This is a genomic window from Rhodoplanes roseus (assembly GCF_003258865.1).
Lineage (GTDB): Bacteria > Pseudomonadota > Alphaproteobacteria > Rhizobiales > Xanthobacteraceae > Rhodoplanes > Rhodoplanes roseus.
The window spans coordinates 1-23,061 of record NZ_NPEX01000011.1; the positions used below are offsets into that span (position 1 = coordinate 1).

Here is a 23,061-nt window from a genome sequence, read left to right on the forward strand (position 1 = left end):
CCGCCGCTCCGGCGGCGGCGCCGCGAAGAGTTCGTCGCGAGGGCGCCCGGTCCGACACTCTGATCACGGGCCGGGCGCCGACGACGAACCGGAGGAGAGCCCCCGATGACCGCTATATCCTCCCCGACCTACGGACACGGCGATGCACCCGCATGCGTCGTCGTGCCGCCGGCCGGAACGGCTCCCGGCGAGGCGCCGGTCGGCTTCCTGCACTCGGTCGAGACCGGGGCGGCGGGCGACGGTCCCGGCATGCGGTTCGTGTTCTTCATGGCCGGCTGTCCGCTGCGCTGCGTCTACTGCCACAACCCGGACACCTGGAAGATGAAGGCCGGGCGTCGGATCGACCTCGACGAGGCGCTCGCCGAGATCGCGCCCTATCGCGGCTTCCTGCGCCTCGCCGGAGGCGTCACGGTCTCGGGCGGCGAGCCGATGACCCAACCCGGTTTCGTCGGCGCCCTGCTGACGCGGCTGCACCACGACATGCGGCTGCACACGGCGCTGGATACGACGGGGTTCCTGGGCCACACGGTCGCCGACGACTGGTTCGATCCCGTCGACCTCCTGCTGCTCGACATCAAGCACTCGGATCCCGCCGTCTACCGCAAGATCACCGGCCGCGATCTCGCGCCGACGCTCGACTTCGCGCGCCGCATGGTGCGGCTCGGCAAGCCGATGTGGATCCGCTACGTGCTGGTGCCCGGCCTGACCGATGATGCCGCGGACATCGCGCGGCTCGCGGATTTTCTCGGCGACCTCGGGCCGCTCGTCCACCAGGTCGACGTGCTTCCGTATCACCGCCTCGGCACGCACAAATGGGCTGCGCTCGGCCGCGCCTACCCGCTCGCCGATACGCCGGCGCCGACGCGGACCGAGGTGGACGCGGCCGTCGCGATCTTCCGCGAGCGCGGCCTGACGGTCCGCTGATCCGAGCGCGGGCCGCGCATCCTTTCCGGTCCGTTGCGACGCACCGGACAATTGGGCCGACTTTATCGAATCGAATTAATCGGGTGTTTCCGCGCGCCGCGTAGAACAGGTCGGTCCAACCCGGAACCGGTAGGTCGCACATGCTCGATCTGGCCTGCGATCAGCGCCCCCTCGACGCCTTCGATCCGATGCTCGCAGCCGCTGTGGGGCCCCCCACCGTGCTGGTGATCGACGACGATCCCGTGCACAGGATGGTGCTCTGCAAGACCGCCGAGCGCGCCGGATACGTGCCGACACCGGCCGCATCCTTCGGGGCTGCCGTTTCGCTGCTGCGGCGCGACACCTACACGGCGATCACGCTCGATCTCTCGCTCGGTGCGCGTAACGGTCTCGACGTGATGCACGCGCTCGTCGCCATGGACTGCCGCACCCCGATCGTGATCGTCAGCGGGTCCAACGCGGCCATGCGCAGCGAGACGATGTCGATGGCGGGGTTGATGAAGCTCGACGTCCGCGAGGCGCTGCCCAAGCCGGTGGACCTGACGCTGCTCCGCCATGTCCTGGTCGGCCTGAAGCCGTCCGCAGGAGCACCGGCCCGGTGCCTTCTGCCGGGCTGAGGACACGCAGGGATCCGAAACCGCACCAAGCTCGCAGGACCGGGTGGACGCACCCGATCCGGCGGCCGATTGCTGTGCATCCCGAGAACCGCATCCGAATGGCGCGCCCAAGGGGAATCGAACCCCTGTTTTCGCCGTGAAAGGGCGACGTCCTGGACCGCTAGACGATGGGCGCAACGTCGGCCCGGGAGGGCGACGCGAGCCGCGACATATAGAGGCGTTTCCGCCGTGCGGCAAGCGGCCGAGGATGTGCCGCTGGAGCCGCCCCGGGCGGGACGGAACCGCTGCCGGCGCACCGGGAGCGCACGCCGGTCGGGCGGGTCGGGACGGTGAGTTCCTTACCAGTGGCCGGTGTTCGGCATCGAGGCCCACGGCTCCTGGCGTGGCTTCGCCTCGCCCTTCTGGAGGAGCTCGATGGAGTGCTGGTCGGGCGAGCGGACGAACGCCATCTGGCCGTCCCGGGGCGGGCGGTTGATGGTCACGCCGGCGGCCTGGAGGCGCTCGCACGTCGCATAGATGTCGTCGACCTCGAAGGCGAGATGGCCGAAATAGCGGGCCTCGCCGTAATCCTCGTCGCCGTCCCAGTTATAGGTCAGCTCGACCAGCGGGGCAGGGCGTCCTTTCACGCGGCTGGCGGAGACGTCGGCCTGGTCGTCCGGGGCGGCCAGGAACACCAGCGTGAATCGTCCCTTGTCGTCGACGCGCCGGCTGGTCTCCTGCAGACCGAGCTTGCCGCAGTAGAAATCGAGCGCGGCGTCGAGGTTGCGAACGCGGAGCATCGTGTGCAGATATCGCATGAAGTCCTCTTCAAGGGTCGGCGGCCCCGACCGCGAAAGGCCGGCCGCCCGCGGGTGAATATATGATCGCGTCGGACGCGGAGACAGGCCGGAAGCATCTGGCCGAGATGATCGAGAGCGCGAGTGTCGTCCTGCCGTTCACCGGCGCCGGCATCTCGACCGAATGCGGGATCCCCGACTTCCGTTCGCCCGGAGGTTTGTGGACCAAGAACGCGCCGATCCCGTTCGGCGAGTTCGTCGCCAGCCGGGAGATGCGGGACGAGGCCTGGCGCCGTCGCTTCGTCATCGAGGAGCAATTCGGCGCGGCACAGCCGGGCCGCGGGCACCGCGCGCTGGCGAGCCTCTATCGGATCGGCAAAGCACCGGCCGTCGTCACCCAGAACATCGACAACCTGCACCAAGCCTCCGGCGTGCCGGAGGACGATGTCGTCGAGCTGCACGGCAACACCACCTATGCGCTGTGCCTGTCGTGCGGCCGACGCTACGAGGTCGCCTGGGTGAAGGAGCGCTTCGAGGTCACCGACCATGCGCCCGATTGCACCTCCTGCGGCGGCTACATCAAGACCGCGACGGTGTCGTTCGGGCAAGCGATGCCCGAGGCCGCCATGCGACGCGCCGAGGCGCTGACGCTGCGCTGCGATCTGTTCCTCGCGATCGGTTCGTCACTGGTGGTCTGGCCGGCGGCCGGGTTCCCGATGTTGGCCAAGCGCAACGGCGCGCGGCTCGTCATTCTCAATCGCGAGCCCACGGAGTTCGACGAGGTCGCCGATCTGGTGGTGCATGCCGATATAGGAAACGTTCTAGCCCCGTTCGTTACACACTGATTTGATTCGCCTTCCGTGCACAAACGCCACGGTCATGCACAGATTTAGCGCACAGATTGCGGCGAACTCATTTTCCTGTTTCCCATCGGGGGCGGCCTGGATATCTTTTCGGTAAGAGATTCGTTGAAGCGCTCCAGAAGAGGCGCCTAAAGCGGCGGCGTACGTCCTCATGGCCACGGACGATTTTGGGTCGAAGGGGCCTAGCGAAAGCTACGGCGTGACCGATCCGATCGGCGACTTCGCGGATGACGCGGCAGGCGCCGCGGTCGTCGAGATCAGCGGCGTCATCAAGTGGTTCGACGTCGCCAAGGGGTACGGGTTCATCGTCCCGGACAACGGGATGGCGGACGTTCTCCTTCATGTGACGTGCCTGCGGCGCGACGGGTTCCAGACCGCCTACGAGGGAGCCCGCGTCGTCTGCGAGGCTCTGGCCCGCCCCAAGGGGTTTCAGGCTTTCCGCATTGTTTCGATGGACGAGACCACCGCCGTCCATCCGGCCCAGATGCCGCCGCCCCGCACGCACGTGACGGTGGTGCCGACCAGCGGGCTCGAGCGGGCCGTCGTGAAGTGGTTCAATCGGCTGCGTGGATTCGGCTTTCTCACTCGGGGCGACGGTACGCCGGACATCTTCGTCCACATGGAGACGCTGCGGCGGTACGGCCTCACCGAGCTTCGTCCGGGACAGACCGTGCTGGTCCGTTTCGGCCCCGGCCCGAAGGGGCTGATGGCGGCCGAGGTCAGGCCCGATGGTGGGCCGCACGCGCTCGCCTCGCACTGACCGCAACGCAGTGATCCCCACGCACTGACTCTTGTTTCCCCGACGTCCCGGCGCGTCCCGGTGCTGCGCCGTGTCATGGCCGCTTCGCGGTCCCCGCCGGCCTCGCGGGCCACCTCCCATTCCGGGCCAAATCGTTTAGGGTGACGGCGCCGTCCGCCGACGTCCGGGGACGGCGCAACCCGCAAGGTCCCGTATGATTCGACGTCATCCCTTCCTCGCCGCGCTGTCGCTCCTGGCTGCAGCTTTCGCCCTGACGCTGGCCGCCACGCCGGGGGGCGCCGCCGAGCGCCAGATCCTGGAGATCGCCGGCCGCACCGGTGTTCACGTCTTCTCGGTCGAGCTCGCCGTCACCGACGCGGAGCGCGCGCAAGGACTGATGTACCGGAAGCAGCTTCCCGAAGGTGAGGGCATGCTGTTCGACTTCAAACGCGACGAGAACGTCGCGATGTGGATGAAGAACACCTACGTGCCGCTCGACATGATCTTCATCACGGCCGACGGCCGCATCCAGCGCATCGCCGAGAACACGGTGCCGATGTCCGAGAAGATCATCTCCTCGGGCGGTCCGGTGCGTGCCGTGCTGGAGGTGGTCGCCGGGACGGCGCGCAAGCTCGGGATCGCGGCGGGCGACCGCGTCGGTCATCCGATGTTCTCGACGCGCTGATCGGCCTCACGCCTCCCGGGGTGCGGCTGCGGCGCCGTCCAGGAGCCGCGAGATGTCGGCTGCTACCGCCGTGACGGCCGACGCGAACGCCTCGGCGCGCCCGGCCTCGCGGGTGACGCTCGCGCCGACCACCATGCTGATGCTGGCCACCACGTCGCCATCGCGAAAGATCGGCGCGGCGATGCCGACGCGGCCCGGCCCGATCTCCGAATCCGTCATCGCGTAGCCGTGCTTGCGCAGCGGCCGGAGCTGATCCTTGAAGTGCTGCCAGGTGTCGATGCCGGATGCGCGGATCGCCTCCTCCTGCCGCAGATAGACACCGCGCAGCGCGCGGTCGGGCAGATGTGCCAGGATGATCTTGGCCGGCGCGCCGAGCACCAGCGACATGGCCGCGCCGCGCTCGTAGCTCGCCGGAAGGTGCGGTGCCGCGCCCTCCACCTTGTGGACGCTCATCACGCAGTCCTTGAAACGGCGACACAGGATCACGGCCGCCTCCTGGCTGGTCCGGTTCAACAGCTCGTGCATGCCCGGGGTGGCGATCCGGATCAACGGATCGGTGTCGCGGATGACGCTGTCGAAGCGGATGAAGGCGGGGCCGAGCCCGTAGCCGGCGCGCGACACCGGGTCGAGGAAGCCGTTCTGCGTCAGCTCACGCACGTTTCGATAGGCCGTGCGGACCGAGACCCCGAGGGCCGCGGCGATCTCCTCGACGGTCCAGACCGGACGGGCGGTATCGAACAGCTGTAGGATCGAGACGATATGGCTCTGCCGGGGCATTCGGTTGGCCGTCATGAGGTCCACTGAGTGCGGAACGTGCAACGATATTCAGCAAATGCGCGAAATTGACACATAATGGCAAAGTTGCTTGACGTCGAGGGTGGTCCTGGCCACACTTTGGCAAGTTTCGCGCTCCCCCCCGCCCGCGGATTCACGCGGCTCCGCCGCTATCGACGAGGATCGGATGAAGACTGCACTGACGCGGACTCTATGCTTTGCGCTTGCGGCCTGTCTGTCCCTGGCTGCGCCGGTGGCTCACGCCCAGCAGAAGACGGACGTGCGTGTCGCCATGCTCGCGCCGAGCGCGCTTCTCTGGTTGCATGCGATCGCCAAGGAGAAGGGCTTCTACGCCGAGCGTGGCATCGAGGTGAGGGAGCTGGTGGCGGGCGGCAGCCCGGCGCTCCTGCAGGCCGTGGCGAGCGGCAGCGTCGAGGCCGGCATCTCGGTCGCCGATCTCGCGATCCGGGCGATCGACAAGGACGCGCCGGTGGTCATCGTCGGCGCGGTGCTCGGCAAGTCTATTCTCCGTCTCGTCGGCGGGGCCGGCATCACCAGCGCCGCGCAGATGAACGGCAAGCCCGTCACGGCGGGCGGCGTCGAAGGCGGCACGGCCAATCTGCTGCGCTACCTGATCATGCGGGGCGGCGGTGATCCGCGCGGCGTCCAGATGGTCGCGATGGCCAACTCGAAGGACCGCGTGATCGCGCTGAAGAACGGGCAGGTGATGGGCTCGCTGCTGATCGCGCCGTTCGACACGATCGCGCAGCGCGACGGCATGAAGGTCCTCGACGACTACACCGAGCCGTATCTGCAGACGCCGCTGATCGTGAACAAGGACTGGGCCAAGAAGGATCCGAAGTCGGCGATCGCGCTGACCCAGGCGACCAAGAAGGCTGCCGACTGGATCTACGATCCGGCCAACAAGGAGAAGGCGATCGACATTCTCGCCGCCTTCACCAAGGTCGACCGGGACATCTGCGCCGAATCCTACAAGTTCATCGTCGAGCAGCAGCAGGCGATCGGCCGCGGTCTGGTGGTCAGCGCTGCGAGCCTGGAAAACCTGATCAAGATCGACAAGGCCGTCGGGGCGAATCCCACCTCTGACCGCGCCTTCGTCCTGTCGCGCTACTACGATCCGAGCTTCCTCGAGGCGAAGTGAGCGACGGCACGATCCTCCGGGCCCGCCGTTCCGGCGGGCCCGCTTTCATTTCCGACGCGCATTCCGGAGACGCAGATGACCGACAAGGCAGCCGGCGCGACGGTGGCGCAGCGGCTCGGCGCCTGGACGGCCGGCTTGCGCCGCGAGGACGTGTCCGACGTCGCGTGGCGCTCCGCGACCCGGGCGATCGTCGACGTGGTCGGCGATGCATTCGCGGGCGCGTCGGCGCCGCTCGCCCGCACCGTACGCCAGCAGGCTCTGGCGGACTATGCGGCCGGTCCGGCGAGTCTGATCGGCGTGCCGGGTGCCACGCTCGCACCGCCGGCCGCGGCGCACGTCAACGCGGTCGCGGCGCATGTGCTCGATTTCGACGCCAACTACAACACCGGCATGGTGTTCGCGCCGGCCGCGATGCTGCCCGCGGCGCTCGCCGCCGGTGAGATGGTCGGCGCGTCCGGAGACGACCTTCTGACCGCGTTCGCGGCCGGCTCGGAGATCGTCTGCGTCCTCGCCGCCGCGCTCTCGGACGCGCCCTATCGCAAGGACCGCGACAGTCTGTTCTATCGTGGGTGGTTCAACACCGCCGTGCTCGGCCCGATCGGGGCGGCCGCAGCGGCAGCTCGCGTCCTGCGGCTCGACGCGCGGCGCACCACCGAGGCGATCGCCATCGCGACCGTGCAGGCGGGCGGCCTGCGCATCGCCGTCGGCTCCGACATGAAGCCGTATCTCACCGGCCGTGCCGCCGAGACCGGGCTTCGGGCGGCGCTTCTGGCACAGGGCGGGGCGCAAGCGCCACACGATGCGTTCGAGGGATTTCGCGGCTTCATCCAGGTGATCAACGGCGGCGCCTGGTCGGCCGAGGTGTTCGACCGGCTGGGCGGCTTCACTGATCCGGGCGCGTCGTTCAAGCTCTATCCGGCCTGCTCGTCGATCCAGGCCGCCGCCGAGGCGCTCGAGCTTCTGATGGCGCGCGACGCGATTTCAGTCGCCGACGTCGCGACGGTGCGCTGCGACGTCACGCAGCACATCGCCAGCAACCTCGCGTTCCCCCGACCCGAGACCGTGACGCAGGCGCAGTTCTCCATGCCGTTCGCGCTCGGCTGCGTGCTGGCGTATGGGAGCTTCACGGCCGAGCATCTCGCGCCGACGTCGCTCACCGCCCCCGCCGTCCAGGCCGCGATGGCGAAGATCGAGATGCACCCGGCGACGCTGTTCGACGACGAGGCCGCGGCCCGGGAGGGGCCGGAGGCGACGCGTGTGACGATCGTCCTGCGCGACGGCCGGTCGGTCTCGCATCTCCAGGTCGCATCGACGGGCAAGCCGGTCAACCCGGTGACGGACGAGCGGCTCGACCAGAAATTCGTCGCCAATGCCGCGCCCGTGCTCGGGCAGGAGGGCGCGACGCGGCTGCTCGGTCTGCTGCGCACGCTCTCGGATCGCCGCGACCTGCGCGGGCTCTTCGCGCCGACGTCGAGTCTCGAGAGCGCGGCATGACCGGCGCGGTCGGAAGCGACCCGGGAGGACAGTCGTCATGAAGGTCGCGGTTCTCGGTGCCGGCGCCATCGGTCTGGCGACCAGTGCGACACTCGCGGCCGCCGGCCATGCGCCGAGCATGTGGTCGCCGTCGGGGCGCAGCACCACGGGCTTCGGTCGTCGAAAGACCATCACGGCGACCGGCGCGCTGTCGGGCGGCTGGGAGATCGACATCGCCGAAACGTCGGAGCAGGCGATCCGGGATGCCGACGCCGTGGTCCTGGCCGTCGATGCGCCGGGCCATCGCCCGGTGATGGAGGCGGTGGCGCCGCTGTTGCGGCCGGGTGTGCCGTTCATCATCGGCGCCGCGCATTCGCTGAGCGGGCTTTATCTGTCTCGACTGCTGGCGCAGCGCGGCGTGGTGCTGCCGATCGTCTCGTGGAACACCACGGTCGGGACCGCACACCGAATCGAGAATGGCGTGGTCGACATGCGCACCGTGCGCCCCCGCATCTACGCCTCGGTGATGCCGTCGCGGCTCGCCGACGAGGCCCTCGCAACCTGCCGGACCCTGTTCGGTGACCGCTTCGAGCGGTGCGCGGACGCGCTTCGGATCGCACTCCTGTCGAACTGCAACCCGGTGTTTCACGTCCCGGTCTGCCTGCTCAATGTGTCGCGCATCGAGCACGGCGAGACCTGGGCGCCTTACGCGCAGACCACCGACAGCGTCGGCCGCCTGATGGAGGTGCTCGATCGCGAGCGGATCGCCATCGGCGCCGCCTTCGGCCTGCCGGTCCACAGCGTGAACGAGCACTTCGCCCGCTCGTTCAAGGTTCCGCTCGGCAGCATGGCGGAGATGAACGCGCTGCTCGCCGAGAGGGGCAGGGGGCCGAAAGGGCCGACCACCGTCGCCCATCGGTTCCTGGCGCAGGACTTGCCGTTCGGTCTCGCCTTCGCCGAGGCCGCAGCAGAGATCGCCGGCGTTCCGGCGCCGGTTCACCAGGCAACCCTCACGCTCGCCGGTGCGACTCTCGGGACGGACTACCGCGCCGCCAACAATCTGCTTGCCGTCCTGGGACTTGCCGGGCGCACGGCGGACGACCTTCTGGGACTCGCGACGGAGGGAGCGTTTGGCACGGCGTGAGCCCTATCCCGCGGCCGTTCGGCTGGCAGGCCCCGGCAGGCGGGCGAAAAACAGCGTGACACCCGCACCGGCGCTTGGCATCTAATCGAGGGTCGTTCCGTTCGGGGGCGTGGACGAGCTTCGCCCTCAGGGCACGGCCCGTCGGGCTCTCCTCGGAATACCGCTTGGCGGGGTATAGCGCAGCCTGGTAGCGCGGGAGTTTTGGGTACTCCAGGTCGCAGGTTCAAATCCTGCTGCCCCGACCAAAAAGGCACTTAATCAGAACGTTGACGGTTTTCTTCGCCCCCATTCGTCGGGCCAGATGGACCTCTGGGCCGCCTTTCGTCGCATCACCCCGCCGGTGGAACGCCCCGGCTGCTCGGCACTGCGTGCATCGGGTGCCCGGTCTCCTCGAAGGCCGTGATATTGGCCATCGTGGTCTGGGCGATCTCGGTGAGGGCCTCGACAGTGAAGAAGGCCTGGTGGCCGGTGATCAGCACGTTCGGAAAGGTCAGGAGCCGGGCGAAGACGTCGTCGCGGATCACCTGGTCGGACAGGTTCTCGAAGAACAGGTCGGCCTCCTCCTCGTAGACGTCGAGCGCGAGGCTGCCGAGGGTGCCGTCCTTCAGGGCCCGGATCACCGCGCGCGTGTCGATCACGGCACCGCGGCTGGTGTTCACCAGCATCAGGCCGCGCTTGGCGCGCCCGAGCAGCGCGCTGTCGACGCAGTGATACGTGTCCGGCGTCAGCGGACAGTGCAACGTCACCACATCCGCATTCGCGAACAGCTCGTCGCGCGGCACGTAGCGTGCACCCAGCGCCAGGCAGGCCGGATTCTCGGCGACGTCGTGAGCGAGCAGCCGGCAGCCGAAGCCGCCGAGAATGCGCGCCACGGCCTCGCCGATCTTGCCGGTGCCGACGATCCCCACGGTCTTCCCGGCGAGGTCGAATCCGAGCAGGCCTTCGAGGGCGAAGTTCCCCTCTCGCACGCGGTTGTAGGCGCGATGGATCTTTCGGTCGAGGCAGAGGATCAGGGCGAGCGTGTGCTCGGCCACCGCCTGGGGCGAATAGGCCGGCACCCGACACACCGAAAGCCCGAGCGAGGCTGCGGCCGACATGTCGACATTGTTGAAGCCGGCGCTGCGCAGCGCGATGAGGCGGACGCCCAATTCGGCGAGGAGCTCCAGCACCGGCCGGTCGAGCTGGTCGTTGACGAAGGCGCAGACGACGCCGGCACCGGCGGCCAGTGGGGCCGTCTCGAGCGAGAGGCGGGCCTCGAACCAGACCAGTCGGTGCCGGCCGTCGCGGTTCGCGGCGTCCAGGAACTGCCGATCGTAGGGCTTGGTGCTGAACACGGCGATTTTCACGCGCTGCTCCTCGGTGAACCGTGCAAGCAGTGACCCGGCGATCCGGCGGATTCCGGGCGGGGCAGGGGGGGACGCCGCGGTGTGGTGCCGCGGGCTGCCGAACTCGCGCGGACGGCTTGCGTTTCGCCGAGGACCGCGTAGGACTTCGATGCCTCCCGGCCTGCCGGGAGACCGCCGGATCGATGCCGAGGCTCCACCATGATCGCACGGATCTACAAGCCCGCCCGTAACGCCATGCAGTCGGGGACTGCCAAGACGAAGCATTGGGTGCTGGATTACGAGCCGGACGAGCCGCGCCGGGTCGAGCCGTTGATGGGTTGGACAAGTTCGGGCGACACGCGCCAGCAGCTCCGGCTGCGATTCGACTCCAAGGAGGAGGCGATCAGCTACTGCGAGGCCCAGGGCATCCCCTACCAGGTGCTGGAGCCCAAGGCACCGAGCCGTCGCACGATCGCCTATGCCGACAACTTCGCTTATACGCGCCGGGGTCTGTGGACCCACTGAGGGTCGCGGACGGGGGTATCCTCTCTCGAGGCTTGCTCGTGGCGCATCGTCACGGGCTCGTCGTTGACTTGCCGTCGCAACGCGCTACAACGCTCTCCATAAACGTTATGTTATTACATGGAGGTTGAGATGGGCGCAGGACATCGGCTGGTTCGGACATCGCGGCGGCGCCTGCTTCGTGGCGGCTTCGCCATGCTCGCCGGGGCCGCGGTGGCGGCCGCCTCTCTCTCGGGTGCCCAGGCGCAATCCGGTGAGTCGCCAGCCGCAGCCGAGCCGGCCAAGGCGGCGGAACCGATCCGGGTCGTCGCCAGCTTCTCGATCCTGGGAGACCTGGTGAAGCAGATCGGCGGTCCGCTGGTCGCCGTCGATCTGCTGGTCGGGCCGAATGTCGACATGCACGCCTTCCAGCCGTCGCCGTCGGATTCCCGCAAGTTCGCCGGCGCCAAGCTGGTGGTGATGAACGGTCTCGGCCTGGAGGGCTGGGCCGAGCGGATGACCAAGGCCTCGGGCTACACGGGGCCCGTGGTGATCGCCACCAAGGGCCTCAAGGCGCTCGCCAAGCCCGAGACGGGTCATGATCACGACCATGGTCACGGGCAAGGCACCAACGATCCGCACGCCTGGCAGTCGGTCGGCAATGTGAAGCTCTATGTCGCCAACATCCGCGACGCGCTCGCCGCGGTCGATCCCGCCGACAAGGCTGCCTATGTCGCCAATGCCGACGCCTATCTGGCGAAGCTGGACCAGCTCGACCGCGAGATCCGCGCCGCTTTCGACGGCGTCCCGAAGGACAAGCGCCAGGTCATCACCGCGCACCAAGCGTTCCGCTACTACGGCGCCGCTTACGGGATCGATTTCCGCGGCGCCAAAGGCGTGAGTGAGGAGTCCGAGCCGTCCGCGCGCGAGATCGCCGACCTGATCAAGCTGATCAAGAAGGAGAAGGTTCGCGCCCTCTTCGTCGAGAACATCTCCAACCGGCGCCTGCTCGATCGCATCGCCCAGGAGACCGACGCGAAGGTCGGCGGCACGCTGTATTCGGACGCGCTCTCCGACGCATCCGGCCCGGCGCCGACCTATATCGAGATGATGCGGGTCAACACCAAGGCGATCGCCGACGCGCTGCGGGGGTGAGCGGGACGACGCCGCAGCCGACGTCTCAGCTCTGGCTCAGTGCCGCCGACAGCTTCACGGCGTGGTCGGCGAGCACTGCCGCCTCTTCCTTGAAGGTCGCCGCTGGCTTCAGCGGCACGCCGTCCTTGCGCGGCAGCACATGGACGTGCAGGTGGAACACGACCTGTCCGCCTGCCGGCTCGTTGAACTGCTGGATCGTGATGCCGTCCGCCTTGAATACCTCGGTGGCGGCCTTGGCGATCCGTTGCGCCACCCGGTGAACGTGGGCGAGATCCTCGGGCGCGATGTCGTAGATGTTGCGGGCGGCCGCCTTTGGGATCACCAGCGTGTGGCCGGGGCAGCGCGGCATGATGTCGAGGAACGCAAAAGCCCGCTCGTCCTCGTACACCTTGTGGCAGGGAAGCTCCCCGCGCAGAATCTTCGCGAACACGTTCGACTGGTCGTAGCTCGCCATGGCTGCCTCACTCCCCTGCACCGGGTCGCGGCCGCGCCGACCGCGGGCGTCCGCGACATCTCCATCGGCTTTTCGCATGGATGGCGCCCGTGTGCGCGCGCGTCAAGCCGTGCCGGGCCGCCCGTGTCGCGGCGCACCGAATTGCCTCCTTGTTTAACGTGGTTTTAACGGCGCATACGGAAAATGACGCATCCGATCTCGCGAGCGATTGTGGTGCGTCCATGAACGACAAGCGGCGATATGTACGGGTGCGCCCGAGCGGCTTGGTGCCGAGGGCCGGAAAGATCTATGCCGATCCCAAGAGTCCCGTGATGGAATGCCAGGTGATCGACGTGAGCGCCGGCGGAGCCTGTCTCTACGTCGCCGGCCAGGCTCCTATCCCGAAGCGCTTCATCTTCCTGCACGGCAGCGTCAAGAAGAGCAGCCGCCTCGTCTGGGAGCGCGGCCGCAAGATCGGCATCCAGTTCTAATCGGTTTCCATCTCCTCCTCGGCCACCGGACGGATCTCGAAGCCGCCGTCCTTGCGGAAGGGGCTCGCCGCCGCGAGCTCACGGGCGGCGGCGTCCACATAGGCGCGCTCGCGCTCCAGATAGTTCGCGATGGCGCGGCGCAGCCCCGGATCGGCGATCCAGTGTGCCGAGTGGGTCGTGCTGGGCAGATAGCCGCGGGCCAGCTTGTGCTCGCCCTGCGCTCCGGCCTCCACCCGCGCCAGCCGACGCTCGATCGCGAACTCGATGGCCTGGTAGTAGCAGAGCTCGAAATGCAGGAACGGGTGGTGCTCCACGGCGCCCCAATGGCGGCCGAACAGCGTGTCGCCGCCGATGAAGTTGAGAGCGCCGGCGATGTAACGCCCGGCCCGTTTCGCCATCACCAGCAGGATGCGGTCGGCCATGCTCGCCCCGACCAACGAGAAGAACGCACGGGTCAGATAAGGCCGGCCCCATTTGCGTGATCCGGTGTCCATGTAGAACGCGAAGAACGCGTCCCAGGCCGCCTCGTCGATGCTCGAGCCGGTGAGGCGCACGATCTCGATCCCGTTTTCGACCGCCTCCCGGCGCTCCCGCTTGATGGCCTTTCGCTTGCGCGCCGCAAGCGCGTTCAGGAAGTCCTCGAACGTGCCGTAGCCGGGATTGTCCCAGTGGAACTGCTGGTCGGTGCGCTGCAGGTAGCCGTGCTCGGCGGCGATCCGCCATTCCGCCTCGGTCATGAAGGTGATGTGGACCGAGGAGGCGTCGTCGCGCTCGCACAGCGCCCGCAGGCCGTCGGCGAGTGCCGCCTGCGCGAACTCCGCCTGCGGACCGGGCGCGACCAGGAAGCGGCGGCCGGTCGCCGGGGTGAACGGCACCGACACCTGGAGTTTTGGATAGTACTGCCCGCCGGCGCGCTCGTAGGCGTCGGCCCAGCCCTGGTCGAAGACGTACTCGCCCTTCGAATGTGATTTCAGGTAGCACGGGACAACCCCGAGCGCGGCCCCGCCGGGGTCTTCGAGAACGAGGTGCCGTGGCTGCCAGCCGCTCCGGGCCGTGGCCGAGCGCGATGCTTCGAGCGCCGACAGGAAAGCGTGGGATGTGAACGGGTTGTAGGCGATTGCGGAGGCCGCGTCGCAAGCCGCCGCCAGCGGCGTCTCGGATCCTGCAGCGGTCGGATTGGCGCAGCCGTCCCACACGGCGGCGGGAACCTCGGTGATCGCCGGGACCACACGAATGCGAAGCTCGGCCGGGTCCGCCGGCCTGTCGGGGGTGGAGCTCAGGGGTGTTCTCCTGATCGAGCAGTCCTTCAAGTCTACGCGCGAAACCCCTCGAAGATCACCTGTTCGGCACCCGCGCGCAGCGCCGCTTGGCGTTCGGCCTCGGAGCGGATCGTCCACGACAGCACGGGGCGGCCCAGCAGCCGGGCGGTCCGCGGTGGCCATGTCCCCAGATCTTGCAAGCGCCACGCCACGAAGCCGGGATCGGCGCGCACCGTCTCGAACACGGCACTGGCGCGCCGGTCGAGGGGACCGAGGCCGGCGAACCGCCGCTCGCCGACCACGCCGCGCGCCAGCCGCGGGGCCAGCGTCTTGATAACGACGATCAAGGCCGGGTCGAACGACATGACCGCCACCGGCGCGTCGATGCCGGCCAGGACGGCGGCCGTGCGGGTCGCAACGGTGGTGTCGCCGTCGAACCGGCTCTTCAGTTCCAGAAGCAGCGGAACCCGGCCGCGGACGACCTCCAGCAGCTCGCCCAGCGCCAACATGCCGTCGGAGCTGGCGAGGAAGCGGCGGGCCTTGAGGTCCGCGGCGGAGAGGGTGCGGAGCGCCTCGCGCCCCTCGGCCAGACGGCCGAGGGCATGGTCGTGGTGGACCATCGCCTCACCGTCCAGGCTCGGCTGCAGATCCACCTCGATGCCGTAGCCGGCCTCGACGGCGGCCGTGACGGCCGCCGCGGTGTTCTCCACGATGCCGCGGTCGGCGTCGTGGAGACCGCGATGGGCGATCGGCTTCGCCATCAGCCAGGCAAGGGCGCCCATGGCGCGCCGGCCGGTCAGGCCACCTCGAAGGTGCCTTCGACCTCGACGGCCGCATCGCCGGGCAGCACCGCCACGCCGATGGTGGTGCGCGCGTGCCGGCCCTTCTCTCCGAACACCTCGACCATCAGGTCGGAGGCGCCGTTGAGCACCTTGGGGCCGTCCAGGAAGTTCGGCGTTGAGGCGACGAAGCCGCCGAGCCGGACCACGCGGGTCACCTTGTCGAGGTCTCCGAGCGCCGCCTTCACCTGCGCCAGCAGGTTGATGGCACACACCTTGGCCGCATCGCGGCCGGCCTCGATCGTCACCTCGCCGCCGAGCTTGCCGATCGCGACGGCCTTACCGTCGACCAGGCAGAGCTGGCCCGACACGAACAGGAGCCGCCCCGAGCGGACGAAGCCGACATAGTTGGCGATCGGCGCCGCCGGCGTCGGCAGAACAATCCCGAGCTCCGCGAGTTTCGTTTCAGCACTACCAGTCATTGAAGCCTCCCCGGCCTATTGGTTCGCGCCGGACCTTGTGTCCGATCGCGTATCGTCGCGCAATGGGGCAAGGGCAGGGCTCGCGGCCGCCATGCGGAGCCGGGCCGCTCGGGACCGCGGTTGCGGGGCCGTCGGGGGGCCCCTATGTTCGCCGACGCGCCGGCAACCCCGGTAGAGGGACAGGAGACCACAGACGCGATGGACCTCGGATCTCTCGGACAGTCGCACGCGCGCCTCGCCTTCACGGCTGCGCTGGTCACGGCGGGCCTGATCGCCATACCGGCGCCCTCGGCGGGCGCCGCGCCCGGGCTGGTCTCCCACCGCGCCGTCTACGATCTCAAGCTGGTGAAGTCGCAGGGGAAGCGTTCGCTGCAGTCGGTGCGCGGCCGCATCCTGTACGACTTCACCGGTAACGCCTGCGACGGATGGGTGCTGCAGTTCCGGCAGGTCTCCGAACTCGACAATGGCGAGGGGAAGGTCGCGGTGAGCGACCTGCGGGCCTCCACCTGGGAGGAGGCGAACGCCAAGAGCTTCCGCTTCAACTCGCAGAACTACGTCAACGAACGGCCCGGCGACATGGTCGACGGCAAGGCCATGCGCGGCGACGGCAAGGTCTCGGTGTCGCTGGCGAAGCCGAAGGACACCGAGTTCGACCTCGATGCCGGAATGGTGTTCCCGACCGAGCACATGCGGCGCGTCCTCGACGCCGCCCGCGAGGGCAAGACGCTGCTCGAGTTGCCCGTCTACGACGGCTCGGAGAACGGCCAGAAAGCCTACAACACACTCACCGTCATCGGGCAGCCGATCAGCCCCGAGAATCGCGCCGAGGGCGACGCGACGGTCGGGCAGGCGGCGCTCGACGGCCTCAAGCGCTGGCCCGTAACGATCAGCTATTTCGACCGAGCCGCGAGCGGCCAAGGCGAGCAGACCCCGGTCTACTCGATCGGGTTCCAGCTCTACGAGAACGGCGTCTCGCGGGCCCTGCGGCTCGACTATGGAGACTTCGTGATCTCCGGCGAGATGTCACAGCTCGACATCAAGCCCGATCGCGCCTGTCCCTGATCGACATCGGGCCGCGCCGTGCCGGATCACGGCGCTCCGGTCAGCAGGTCCATCGCGACGAATGCGGCGGCGCCGAGCGCCGGCAGCAGCAGCGGGTGAAGTCGGGCCAGGCCGAGCTGCGATAAGATCAGGAACAAGCCGAGCGGGCTCGCGCCGGATGTGACCAGGGCAGGGGGATCAGACGGTCGGTCGGGCCGGAATTGGCGGCCCGATCGCCGTCGTCCGACCGGACAATCTCGCGACGAGCGGTTCAGCGCTTCTGGGGGCGCGTGGACGTCCTCGGCACGTCCAGGACCAGGCCGCGCACCACTGCGGCCTTGCCGAATTTTTCGCGGATCTTGTCGACCGCGTGCTCGGCCGCCGCCTTGCGGCTGCCGTGCTGGTCGATCAGATCGGGCGGATCGGCCTCGGCGGCGGAGGCCAGCGAGCCGACACCGATCCCGATCAGCCGGAACGTCGTACCGTCGATCTCGTTGGCGAGCAGCTCGCGGCCGACCGCGAAAATCGTTCCGGCCAGCTCGGTCGGGGCGGGCAGGCCGCGCGAGCGGGTGCGCAGCTTGAAGTCGGAGCGCTTCAGCTTGAGCGTGATGGTGCTGCCGGCGAAGCCGTTCGCCTTCAGGCGCGCCGAGACCTTCTCGCACAACGCCCAGAGGATTTTCTCGAGCTGCCGGCCGTCGGCGACGTCGGTCTCCAGGGTCGTCTCGGCCGAGATGCTCTTGGTCGGCCGGTCCGGTGTGACCGAGCGGGCGTCGACGCCGCGGGACAGTCGGGCGAGCCGCAGCCCCTCGGTGCCGAAGGCGCGCATCAGCGCCGTCTCGTCGGCCCGCTGCAGGTCGGCGACGGTCCGGTAGCCGGACTTGGCCAGCGCCGCCGCGGTCGCCTGGCCGACCCCGAAGATGGCGGTGACCGGCTTCGGCGCCAGGAACAGGGCCGCGTCGGCGCGCGACAGCACCGAGAAGCCCCGCGGCTTCTCGAGATCCGAGGCAATCTTGGCCAGGAACTTGTTCTCCGACAGGCCGACCGAGACGGTGATGCCGATCTCCCGCTCGACCCGGGCGGCGAAGCGCGCGAGCGTGACGGCCGGCGAGGCGCCGTGCAGCCGTTCGGTGCCGCCCAGATCCAGGAACGCCTCGTCGATCGACAGCGGCTCGATCAGCGGCGTCAACTCCAGCATCATGGTCCGCACGGCGCGGCCCGCCTTGGCGTACTTCGCCATGTCGGGTGGGATCACCACGGCGTGGGGGCACAGCCGCCGCGCCTCGAACATCGGCATGGCGGAGCGCACCCCGAAGGTGCGGGCGACATAGCAGGCGGTGGCGACGACGCCGCGCTTGCCTCCCCCGATGATCACGGGCAGGTCCCGCAGCTCCGGCCGGTCCCGCTTCTCCACGGCGGCGTAGAAGGCGTCACAGTCCACATGCGCGATGTGGAAGCCGTCGAGCCCGGGATGGCGGACGAGCCGCGGCGAGCCGCAGCGGGTGCAGCGTGTCGCCGCCTCCGGCGCCTCGGTCAGGCAGTCGCGGCAGAAGCCCGCCATCGGGCGCCTCGTCGGGTCGTTTCGGGGAGTGTCGGGCCGGGCCGCGAGTCGATCAAGGCCAGCCGGTGGGCAGGCGAGCGTATCGCAGCGCAGCCGGTCGTCGTCGCCCGAAGAACCGGATCGCTTTCCGATTCACTATACTTAACAAATCCTTTATAGGTCGCATTTGTTTGCGATTGTGAAAGGAATAGCGTGTAGGGTGAACTAGTACGGACCATGTCGCGTGTGGCGGTGAACCGCCCAGAGCGCCGGAGCGGTCGAGACCGCAGGGGGATGGGATGGCGAAGACCGTCCTGATCGTGGAGGACAACGAGCTCAACATGAAGCTCTTCCACGATCTTTTGGAGGCGCACGGCTACAACACGGTCGGCACGCGCAATGGCGTCGAGGCGCTCGATCTGGCGCGGCGTCATCGTCCCGACCTGATTCTCATGGACATACAATTGCCGGAGGTCTCTGGTCTCGAAGTCACGCGCTGGCTCAAGGACGATCCGGAGCTTCGCGCCATCCCGGTCGTGGCCGTGACGGCGTTCGCCATGAAGGGCGACGAGGAGCGCATTCGCGAAGGCGGATGCGAGGCCTACCTGTCCAAGCCGATCTCGGTCGGCAAGTTCATCGAGACCGTTCGCCACTTCCTCGGCCAGCCGTGAGGTGACCCGTCGATGACTGCGAGAATTCTGGTTGTCGACGATGTTCTCGCGAACGTGAAGCTGCTCGAGGCGCGGCTTTCGGCGGAGTATTTCGACGTCATCACGGCGCTGTCCGGCAGCGAGGCGCTGGCGATCTGCGAGCGCGCGCAGTGCGACATCGTGCTGCTCGACGTGATGATGCCCGACATGGACGGTTTCGAGGTGTGCCGCCGCCTCAAGGCCAATCCGAAGACCCATCACATTCCGGTCGTCATGGTGACGGCGCTCGACCAGGCCGCCGACCGGGTGCGCGGCCTCGAGGCCGGCGCCGACGACTTCCTCACCAAGCCGGTCTCCGATATCGCGCTGGTGGCGCGGGTCCGCTCGCTCGTGCGCCTCAAGCTGATGACCGACGAGCTGCGCATGCGCGCGCACACCTCGCGCGAGATCGGCATCGAGAACCCGGTCATCGAGGCCATCGCCGATACCGGCCGCGGCGGCCACGTGCTGCTGATCGACGACCGCCAGTCCTCCTGGGACCGGATCGCCGGCATGCTGTCGGCCGAGCATACCGTGGACGTCGAGAGCGATGCTGCGGAAGCTCTGTTCCGGGCCGCCGACGGGGGCTACGACCTGATCGTCGTGTCGCTCGCGCTGGAGAGCTTCGACGGGCTGCGGCTGTGCAGCCAGCTCCGCTCGCTCGACCGCACCCGCAACGTTCCGATCGTCGCCATCGCGGACCCGGAGGAGGAGAGCAGCCGGCTCAACCGCGGCCTCGAGATCGGCGTCAACGATTACGTCTTCCGGCCGATCGACCGCAACGAGCTTCTGGCCCGGGCCCGCACCCAGGTCCGCAAGAAACGCTTCACCGAGCGGCTGCGCGACAACGTCCAGCTCTCGATCGAGATGGCGATCACGGACGCGCTCACCGGGCTGCACAATCGCCGCTACATGGAGACCCATGTGGCGACCCTGGTGGAGCAGGCGATCGCCCGCGGAAAGCCGCTCGCCGTGCTGGTGCTCGACATCGACTTCTTCAAGGCCATCAACGACACCCACGGCCACGACGGCGGGGACGACGTGCTGCGCGAGTTCGCGACGCGGCTGCGTAAGTCGATCCGCGGCATCGACCTCGCCTGCCGGTTCGGAGGCGAGGAGTTCGTGGTGGTGATGCCGGACACCGATCTGGGAATCGCCGCCAAGGTGGCCGAGCGGCTGCGTCGGCGCATCGCCTCCGAGCCGTTCCTGATCCATGCGAGCGGCCGGTCCGTGGAGGTGACGATTTCGATCGGCCTTGCCGGGCTAGCCGGCCCGGACGACAGTCCCACGAAGGTTCTCAAGCGTGCGGACGAGGCCCTCTATCGGGCTAAACGGGATGGCCGCAACCGGGTGGTCGCCGCAGCGGCCTGACAGGACATCGATTCGTAGGGTTAACGCGTTGGTCCATCAACCTTAATCGTTTAGGTTGTCGCCTCTTCACCGGGGCGGGGTACCGGACAGTGGTTGATTTCCTCGGCGTATGCGGTAGATTTTAAGTGAAATTGCTCGCAACGGAGATCGAAGGCACAGCTTAGTGCCTCTCTTCTGGTCGAGCGCGACTAACCCTACGGAGTGCTCAGGTCCGCCGCATCTCCTGTAGCGCCGTGGGGTTCGGCCGGCCGGTGAGCGGTGAGAGTGGCCTCCTCAAAACATCGCTCCCGGCCGGCCACTTTTATTCCGCGCCGCCCCCGGTGTCTCGGGTGACCTGTCACCTGACGGTCAGAGCACCGGTCCGTCCGCTATCGTGCCGAGAAGACGGCCGCGCAACGCTCGATGCATGCGGGCGTGGTGATGTCGGGGCTCGTTCGTTCGGATGGCGAACCACCCGAATGCGCACCCCACCCTCCATAAACGCCAGAGGCCGGGACGAGCCCGGCCATCGGACGGCGGAATATCGCGGCGTGGTCGGGGACGACCGGTCGGCGGGCGCCGACCTTACTTGATCTTGGCTTCGCGGAACTCGACGTGCTTCTTGGCGACCGGATCGTACTTCTTCTTCACCAGCTTCTCGGTCTGGGTGCGGGAGTTCTTCTTCGCGACGTAGAAATAGCCGGTGTCGGCGCTCGACACGAGCTTGACCTTGATGGTGGTAGCCTTCGCCATGGGGGCGCCCTCGAAAATCGTTCGAACGATGCGGTGAGTTGCCGGCAAACTAGTGTGAAGACCCGAAAAGTCAAGGAAGTACCCCGCCCGGCAGATATCCGCGGCGGCGACGGGCGTTGGCCGATACGGATGGATGCCGGGCGGGGCGATCGACGTCGGGGCACGTCGATTTCGGAGCTGGTCCCAGGCGTGAGTCCAGAAGAGGTGTCATGCGTCAGTTCCGCGCCGTGATGGAGGCGCGGGGCAGGGCGGCCTGCCAGCCCCGGCCCGAGCGGCCGCGCTCGTAGCCGTAGTCGTAGAGCCCGCGCATGTAGGCCGGCTCGAAGTTGAAGCTCGCGGTCGCGATCGGGTGGTCGCGCTCGATCGCGGTCGCCCGGAATTCCCAGCCGTTGCGCCGGGTGAACTCGTAGGTCGCGATCAGGGTGTTGCGGGTGTTGGCCTTGACGGTCGTCCAGAACGATCGCGCCACGATCGAAAGCGTGTGGTCGGCGACCACGTCGAAGTCGGGCTCGAGCTTGCCGTTGACGATGACGTACAGCCGCGGCGGGGTGGGGCCCACCTTGGGCAGCACCGAGAGCAGGAGCGCCTCCGGTACGGCCAATACGTTCGACGTGACGCTTCCGTCCACATGCATCTCGGCGAAACGCCTGCCGTCGGCCTCGACCTCGATGAGGCTCGGCGGGAAAATTCCGGGCATGGCGCAGGACGCCATCAGGATGCTGCGAAACAGCGTGTAGCGGTTCGGGCTCGGGCTCGCGGCGACTGCGGTGAGGTCCCAGACGACGGCGCGCTGCGCGTCGACATTGGTGGTGACGACGAAGAGGAAACGCCCCTTGCGGCGCTCGGCCGCGACGGCGTCGATCAACGCTTGGTCGGCATAATGGTCGATGAGGCGCTTCAGCGGTTCCGCCTTGAAGACGCTCGAACCGATCAGCCCGTTGATGCCGTCGACACGCAGCAGATTTTCCATCTGCCCCTCGACGTAGATCTGCTTCAGGGCGGGATCGTAGTCCGGCCCGAGGAACGCGAACGGCGCCATCAGCGCGCCGACGCTGGTGCCGGTGACGATCGTGAAGCGCGGCCGGCGGCCGCTGTCGGTCCAGCCGCTGAGAAAGCCTGCGCCATAAGCGCCCTCGGCGCCGCCGCCCGACAGCGTGAGCATCGTCAGCGGCGCCGTCGTATTCAGCCGGAGCATCGGCTGATCCGGATCGTCCGCCCAGACCCGCACACCCGGCATGTCCGGGATCCGGGCACGGGCGTGATCAATCTGGCTGTACGGCGCACGGACCGTGGAGCAGGCCGCGCCGAGCAGCGCGACGGCGACCGCCGCGCCACGCATCGCGCCGGTCCGCAGCACTCGGCGCGGACGCCGTGACGTGTCACCGATGTCGATCACGGCTCCCCCGGCTCTCCGACCCGCGCACGGTCGCGCCCGGAGGGGGCGGGAGCAGGGCCGGGGCGTTGCGAAGTGTTTCGGCGCGGTAGTGATTTGTAACGGGCGCGATCAATCCGCGGGGAGCGACAGCCTGATGTCCTGCTCCTGCGTGCGCAGCACGGCGCGCAGGCGCTCGCGGGCCCTCTTCAGCAGCGACTCGATGGCGAAGACCGTGGTCTCCATCACGTCCGCGATTTCCTCGTTACCGAGGCCTTCGTGATAAGACAGCATGATCGCCAGACGCTGCCGCTCCGGAAGGCCGTTCACGGCTTCGTCGAGCATCTCGTTGACCTCGGCGCGCTGCAACGCCGTCACGACGTCGGGCCGCGGGTCGGCCGGCTCGGCGACTCCGTCGAGCGGCTCCGTGCGCTGGCGACGGTGGAAATCGATGCAGCGATTGATCACCACGCGACAGAGGAAGGTCGAGAACTTGGCGCGCCCGAGCTCGAATCGGTGGCGGTTGGTCCAGATTTTCAGGAACGCGTCCTGGACCGTGTCCTCCGCATCGGCATCGTTGCGTAGGATGCGCAACGCCAAGCCGAAGGCCTTGTCGACGTGACGTCCGACGAGGATCCGGAACGCGGCTTCGTCGTCCGTCGCCGTCCTCCGGAGGAGATCGTCGTCCGAGACCTCCACGTCGACACACCCCTGTTCATCGCACGGCACGTCGAAGC

25 protein-coding genes and 2 tRNA genes are annotated in these 23,061 nt (G+C 68.3%); 15 read left to right on the forward strand and 12 right to left on the reverse strand.

The window, feature by feature from the left end; genetic code table 11:
- The first annotated feature begins 105 nt into the window (after positions 1-105).
- Complete coding sequence (pflA, locus tag CH341_RS02890; protein ID WP_111417529.1) at positions 106-924, forward strand: pyruvate formate-lyase-activating protein; 819 nt, start codon at positions 106-108, stop codon at positions 922-924.
- Positions 925-1,064: 140 nt separating this feature from the next.
- Complete coding sequence (locus CH341_RS02895) at positions 1,065-1,541, forward strand: response regulator (RefSeq protein ID WP_111417530.1); 477 nt, start codon at positions 1,065-1,067, stop codon at positions 1,539-1,541.
- A 99-nt stretch (positions 1,542-1,640) separates the two neighbouring features.
- Here CH341_RS02895 and CH341_RS02900 read toward each other — a convergent pair.
- Both CH341_RS02900 and CH341_RS02905 read right to left on the reverse strand, forming a co-directional pair.
- Positions 1,641-1,716 (reverse strand) — tRNA-Glu (locus CH341_RS02900).
- Between the two features lie 163 nt (positions 1,717-1,879).
- Positions 1,880-2,338: a VOC family protein gene (locus tag CH341_RS02905; RefSeq protein ID WP_111417531.1), complete on the reverse strand. Its 459-nt coding sequence runs from the start codon at positions 2,336-2,338 to the stop codon at positions 1,880-1,882.
- Between the two features lie 62 nt (positions 2,339-2,400).
- Here CH341_RS02905 and CH341_RS02910 point away from each other — a divergent pair, with 62 nt between their 5' ends.
- The 3 genes from CH341_RS02910 to CH341_RS02920 all read left to right on the forward strand — a co-directional run bounded on the left by CH341_RS02910 (position 2,401) and on the right by CH341_RS02920 (position 4,604).
- Positions 2,401-3,162 (forward strand): SIR2 family NAD-dependent protein deacylase, encoded by a 762-nt coding sequence (locus CH341_RS02910; RefSeq protein ID WP_111417532.1) that lies wholly within the window; start codon positions 2,401-2,403, stop codon positions 3,160-3,162.
- A 169-nt stretch (positions 3,163-3,331) separates the two neighbouring features.
- Complete coding sequence (locus tag CH341_RS02915; protein WP_111417533.1) at positions 3,332-3,940, forward strand: cold-shock protein; 609 nt, start codon at positions 3,332-3,334, stop codon at positions 3,938-3,940.
- A gap of 193 nt (positions 3,941-4,133) precedes the next feature.
- Positions 4,134-4,604, forward strand: a complete 471-nt coding sequence (locus tag CH341_RS02920; RefSeq protein WP_111417534.1) for a DUF192 domain-containing protein — start codon at positions 4,134-4,136, stop codon at positions 4,602-4,604.
- Positions 4,605-4,610: 6 nt separating this feature from the next.
- Here CH341_RS02920 and CH341_RS02925 read toward each other — a convergent pair whose 3' ends face one another.
- On the reverse strand, positions 4,611-5,381 hold the full coding sequence (locus CH341_RS02925) for an IclR family transcriptional regulator (protein WP_210208165.1): 771 nt from the start codon (positions 5,379-5,381) through the stop codon (positions 4,611-4,613).
- Positions 5,382-5,565: 184 nt separating this feature from the next.
- On the opposite strand from CH341_RS02925, the gene CH341_RS02930 reads away from it, so the two are divergent.
- The 4 genes from CH341_RS02930 to CH341_RS02945 all read left to right on the forward strand — a co-directional run bounded on the left by CH341_RS02930 (position 5,566) and on the right by CH341_RS02945 (position 9,402).
- A complete protein-coding gene (locus CH341_RS02930) occupies positions 5,566-6,540 on the forward strand; it encodes an ABC transporter substrate-binding protein (RefSeq protein ID WP_111417536.1) in 975 nt (324 codons plus the stop codon).
- 75 nt (positions 6,541-6,615) lie between these two features.
- Complete coding sequence (locus tag CH341_RS02935; RefSeq protein ID WP_111417537.1) at positions 6,616-8,034, forward strand: MmgE/PrpD family protein; 1,419 nt, start codon at positions 6,616-6,618, stop codon at positions 8,032-8,034.
- A gap of 37 nt (positions 8,035-8,071) precedes the next feature.
- Entirely contained in the window at positions 8,072-9,157 is a 1,086-nt protein-coding gene (locus CH341_RS02940) for an NAD/NADP octopine/nopaline dehydrogenase family protein (RefSeq protein WP_170149443.1), read from the forward strand.
- Positions 9,158-9,325: 168 nt separating this feature from the next.
- Positions 9,326-9,402: transfer RNA gene (locus CH341_RS02945), tRNA-Pro, on the forward strand.
- A gap of 84 nt (positions 9,403-9,486) precedes the next feature.
- On the opposite strand, the gene CH341_RS02950 is transcribed toward CH341_RS02945, so the two are convergent.
- Positions 9,487-10,503 carry a 2-hydroxyacid dehydrogenase gene (locus CH341_RS02950; RefSeq protein ID WP_111417539.1) on the reverse strand — a complete coding sequence of 339 codons (1,017 nt, stop codon included), beginning with the start codon at positions 10,501-10,503 and terminating at the stop codon, positions 9,487-9,489.
- 198 nt (positions 10,504-10,701) lie between these two features.
- On the opposite strand from CH341_RS02950, the gene CH341_RS02955 reads away from it, so the two are divergent.
- Complete coding sequence (locus tag CH341_RS02955; RefSeq protein WP_111417540.1) at positions 10,702-11,007, forward strand: ETC complex I subunit; 306 nt, start codon at positions 10,702-10,704, stop codon at positions 11,005-11,007.
- A 129-nt stretch (positions 11,008-11,136) separates the two neighbouring features.
- The gene (locus tag CH341_RS02960) at positions 11,137-12,138 is read left to right on the forward strand and encodes a metal ABC transporter solute-binding protein, Zn/Mn family (RefSeq protein WP_245430838.1); all 1,002 of its coding nucleotides are present in this window, start codon (positions 11,137-11,139) and stop codon (positions 12,136-12,138) included.
- A gap of 25 nt (positions 12,139-12,163) precedes the next feature.
- On the opposite strand, the gene CH341_RS02965 is transcribed toward CH341_RS02960, so the two are convergent.
- Positions 12,164-12,592: an HIT family protein gene (locus tag CH341_RS02965; RefSeq protein WP_111417542.1), complete on the reverse strand. Its 429-nt coding sequence runs from the start codon at positions 12,590-12,592 to the stop codon at positions 12,164-12,166.
- Positions 12,593-12,858: 266 nt separating this feature from the next.
- On the opposite strand from CH341_RS02965, the gene CH341_RS02970 reads away from it, so the two are divergent.
- A complete protein-coding gene (locus CH341_RS02970) occupies positions 12,859-13,062 on the forward strand; it encodes a hypothetical protein (RefSeq protein ID WP_245430839.1) in 204 nt (67 codons plus the stop codon).
- On the opposite strand, the gene CH341_RS02975 is transcribed toward CH341_RS02970, so the two are convergent.
- From CH341_RS02975 to CH341_RS02985, 3 genes are all read right to left on the reverse strand, one after another.
- Positions 13,059-14,291, reverse strand: coding sequence for a GNAT family N-acetyltransferase (locus CH341_RS02975; protein ID WP_245430840.1), 1,233 nt, complete (start codon positions 14,289-14,291; stop codon positions 13,059-13,061). The two genes, CH341_RS02970 and CH341_RS02975, sit on opposite strands and share 4 nt — an antisense overlap.
- An 83-nt stretch (positions 14,292-14,374) precedes the next feature.
- The gene (locus CH341_RS02980; protein WP_111417544.1) at positions 14,375-15,103 is read right to left on the reverse strand and encodes a glycerophosphodiester phosphodiesterase family protein; all 729 of its coding nucleotides are present in this window, start codon (positions 15,101-15,103) and stop codon (positions 14,375-14,377) included.
- Between the two features lie 14 nt (positions 15,104-15,117).
- A complete protein-coding gene (locus tag CH341_RS02985) occupies positions 15,118-15,582 on the reverse strand; it encodes a RidA family protein (RefSeq protein WP_111417545.1) in 465 nt (154 codons plus the stop codon).
- A 198-nt stretch (positions 15,583-15,780) separates the two neighbouring features.
- On the opposite strand from CH341_RS02985, the gene CH341_RS02990 reads away from it, so the two are divergent.
- Positions 15,781-16,644, forward strand: a complete 864-nt coding sequence (locus tag CH341_RS02990; RefSeq protein WP_111417546.1) for a cell envelope integrity EipB family protein — start codon at positions 15,781-15,783, stop codon at positions 16,642-16,644.
- 250 nt (positions 16,645-16,894) lie between these two features.
- Here the strand turns inward: CH341_RS02990 and CH341_RS02995 are convergent, their stop codons facing one another.
- Entirely contained in the window at positions 16,895-18,181 is a 1,287-nt protein-coding gene (locus CH341_RS02995; RefSeq protein ID WP_111417547.1) for a DNA polymerase IV, read from the reverse strand.
- Positions 18,182-18,459: 278 nt separating this feature from the next.
- Between CH341_RS02995 and CH341_RS03000 the strand changes: the two genes are divergently transcribed.
- Together CH341_RS03000 and CH341_RS03005 are read left to right on the forward strand one after the other, a co-directional pair.
- Positions 18,460-18,831, forward strand: coding sequence for a response regulator (locus tag CH341_RS03000; RefSeq protein WP_111417548.1), 372 nt, complete (start codon positions 18,460-18,462; stop codon positions 18,829-18,831).
- 12 nt (positions 18,832-18,843) lie between these two features.
- Positions 18,844-20,220: a PleD family two-component system response regulator gene (locus CH341_RS03005; protein WP_111417549.1), complete on the forward strand. Its 1,377-nt coding sequence runs from the start codon at positions 18,844-18,846 to the stop codon at positions 20,218-20,220.
- Positions 20,221-20,784: 564 nt separating this feature from the next.
- Here CH341_RS03005 and rpmG read toward each other — a convergent pair.
- The 3 genes from rpmG to CH341_RS03020 form a co-directional block, all read right to left on the reverse strand.
- The gene (rpmG, locus tag CH341_RS03010; protein WP_111385023.1) at positions 20,785-20,952 is read right to left on the reverse strand and encodes a 50S ribosomal protein L33; all 168 of its coding nucleotides are present in this window, start codon (positions 20,950-20,952) and stop codon (positions 20,785-20,787) included.
- 214 nt (positions 20,953-21,166) lie between these two features.
- A complete protein-coding gene (locus CH341_RS03015; protein ID WP_146604354.1) occupies positions 21,167-22,291 on the reverse strand; it encodes a patatin-like phospholipase family protein in 1,125 nt (374 codons plus the stop codon).
- A gap of 165 nt (positions 22,292-22,456) precedes the next feature.
- Positions 22,457-23,023, reverse strand: a complete 567-nt coding sequence (locus CH341_RS03020; RefSeq protein WP_245430842.1) for a sigma-70 family RNA polymerase sigma factor — start codon at positions 23,021-23,023, stop codon at positions 22,457-22,459.
- Positions 23,024-23,061 lie beyond the last annotated feature (38 nt).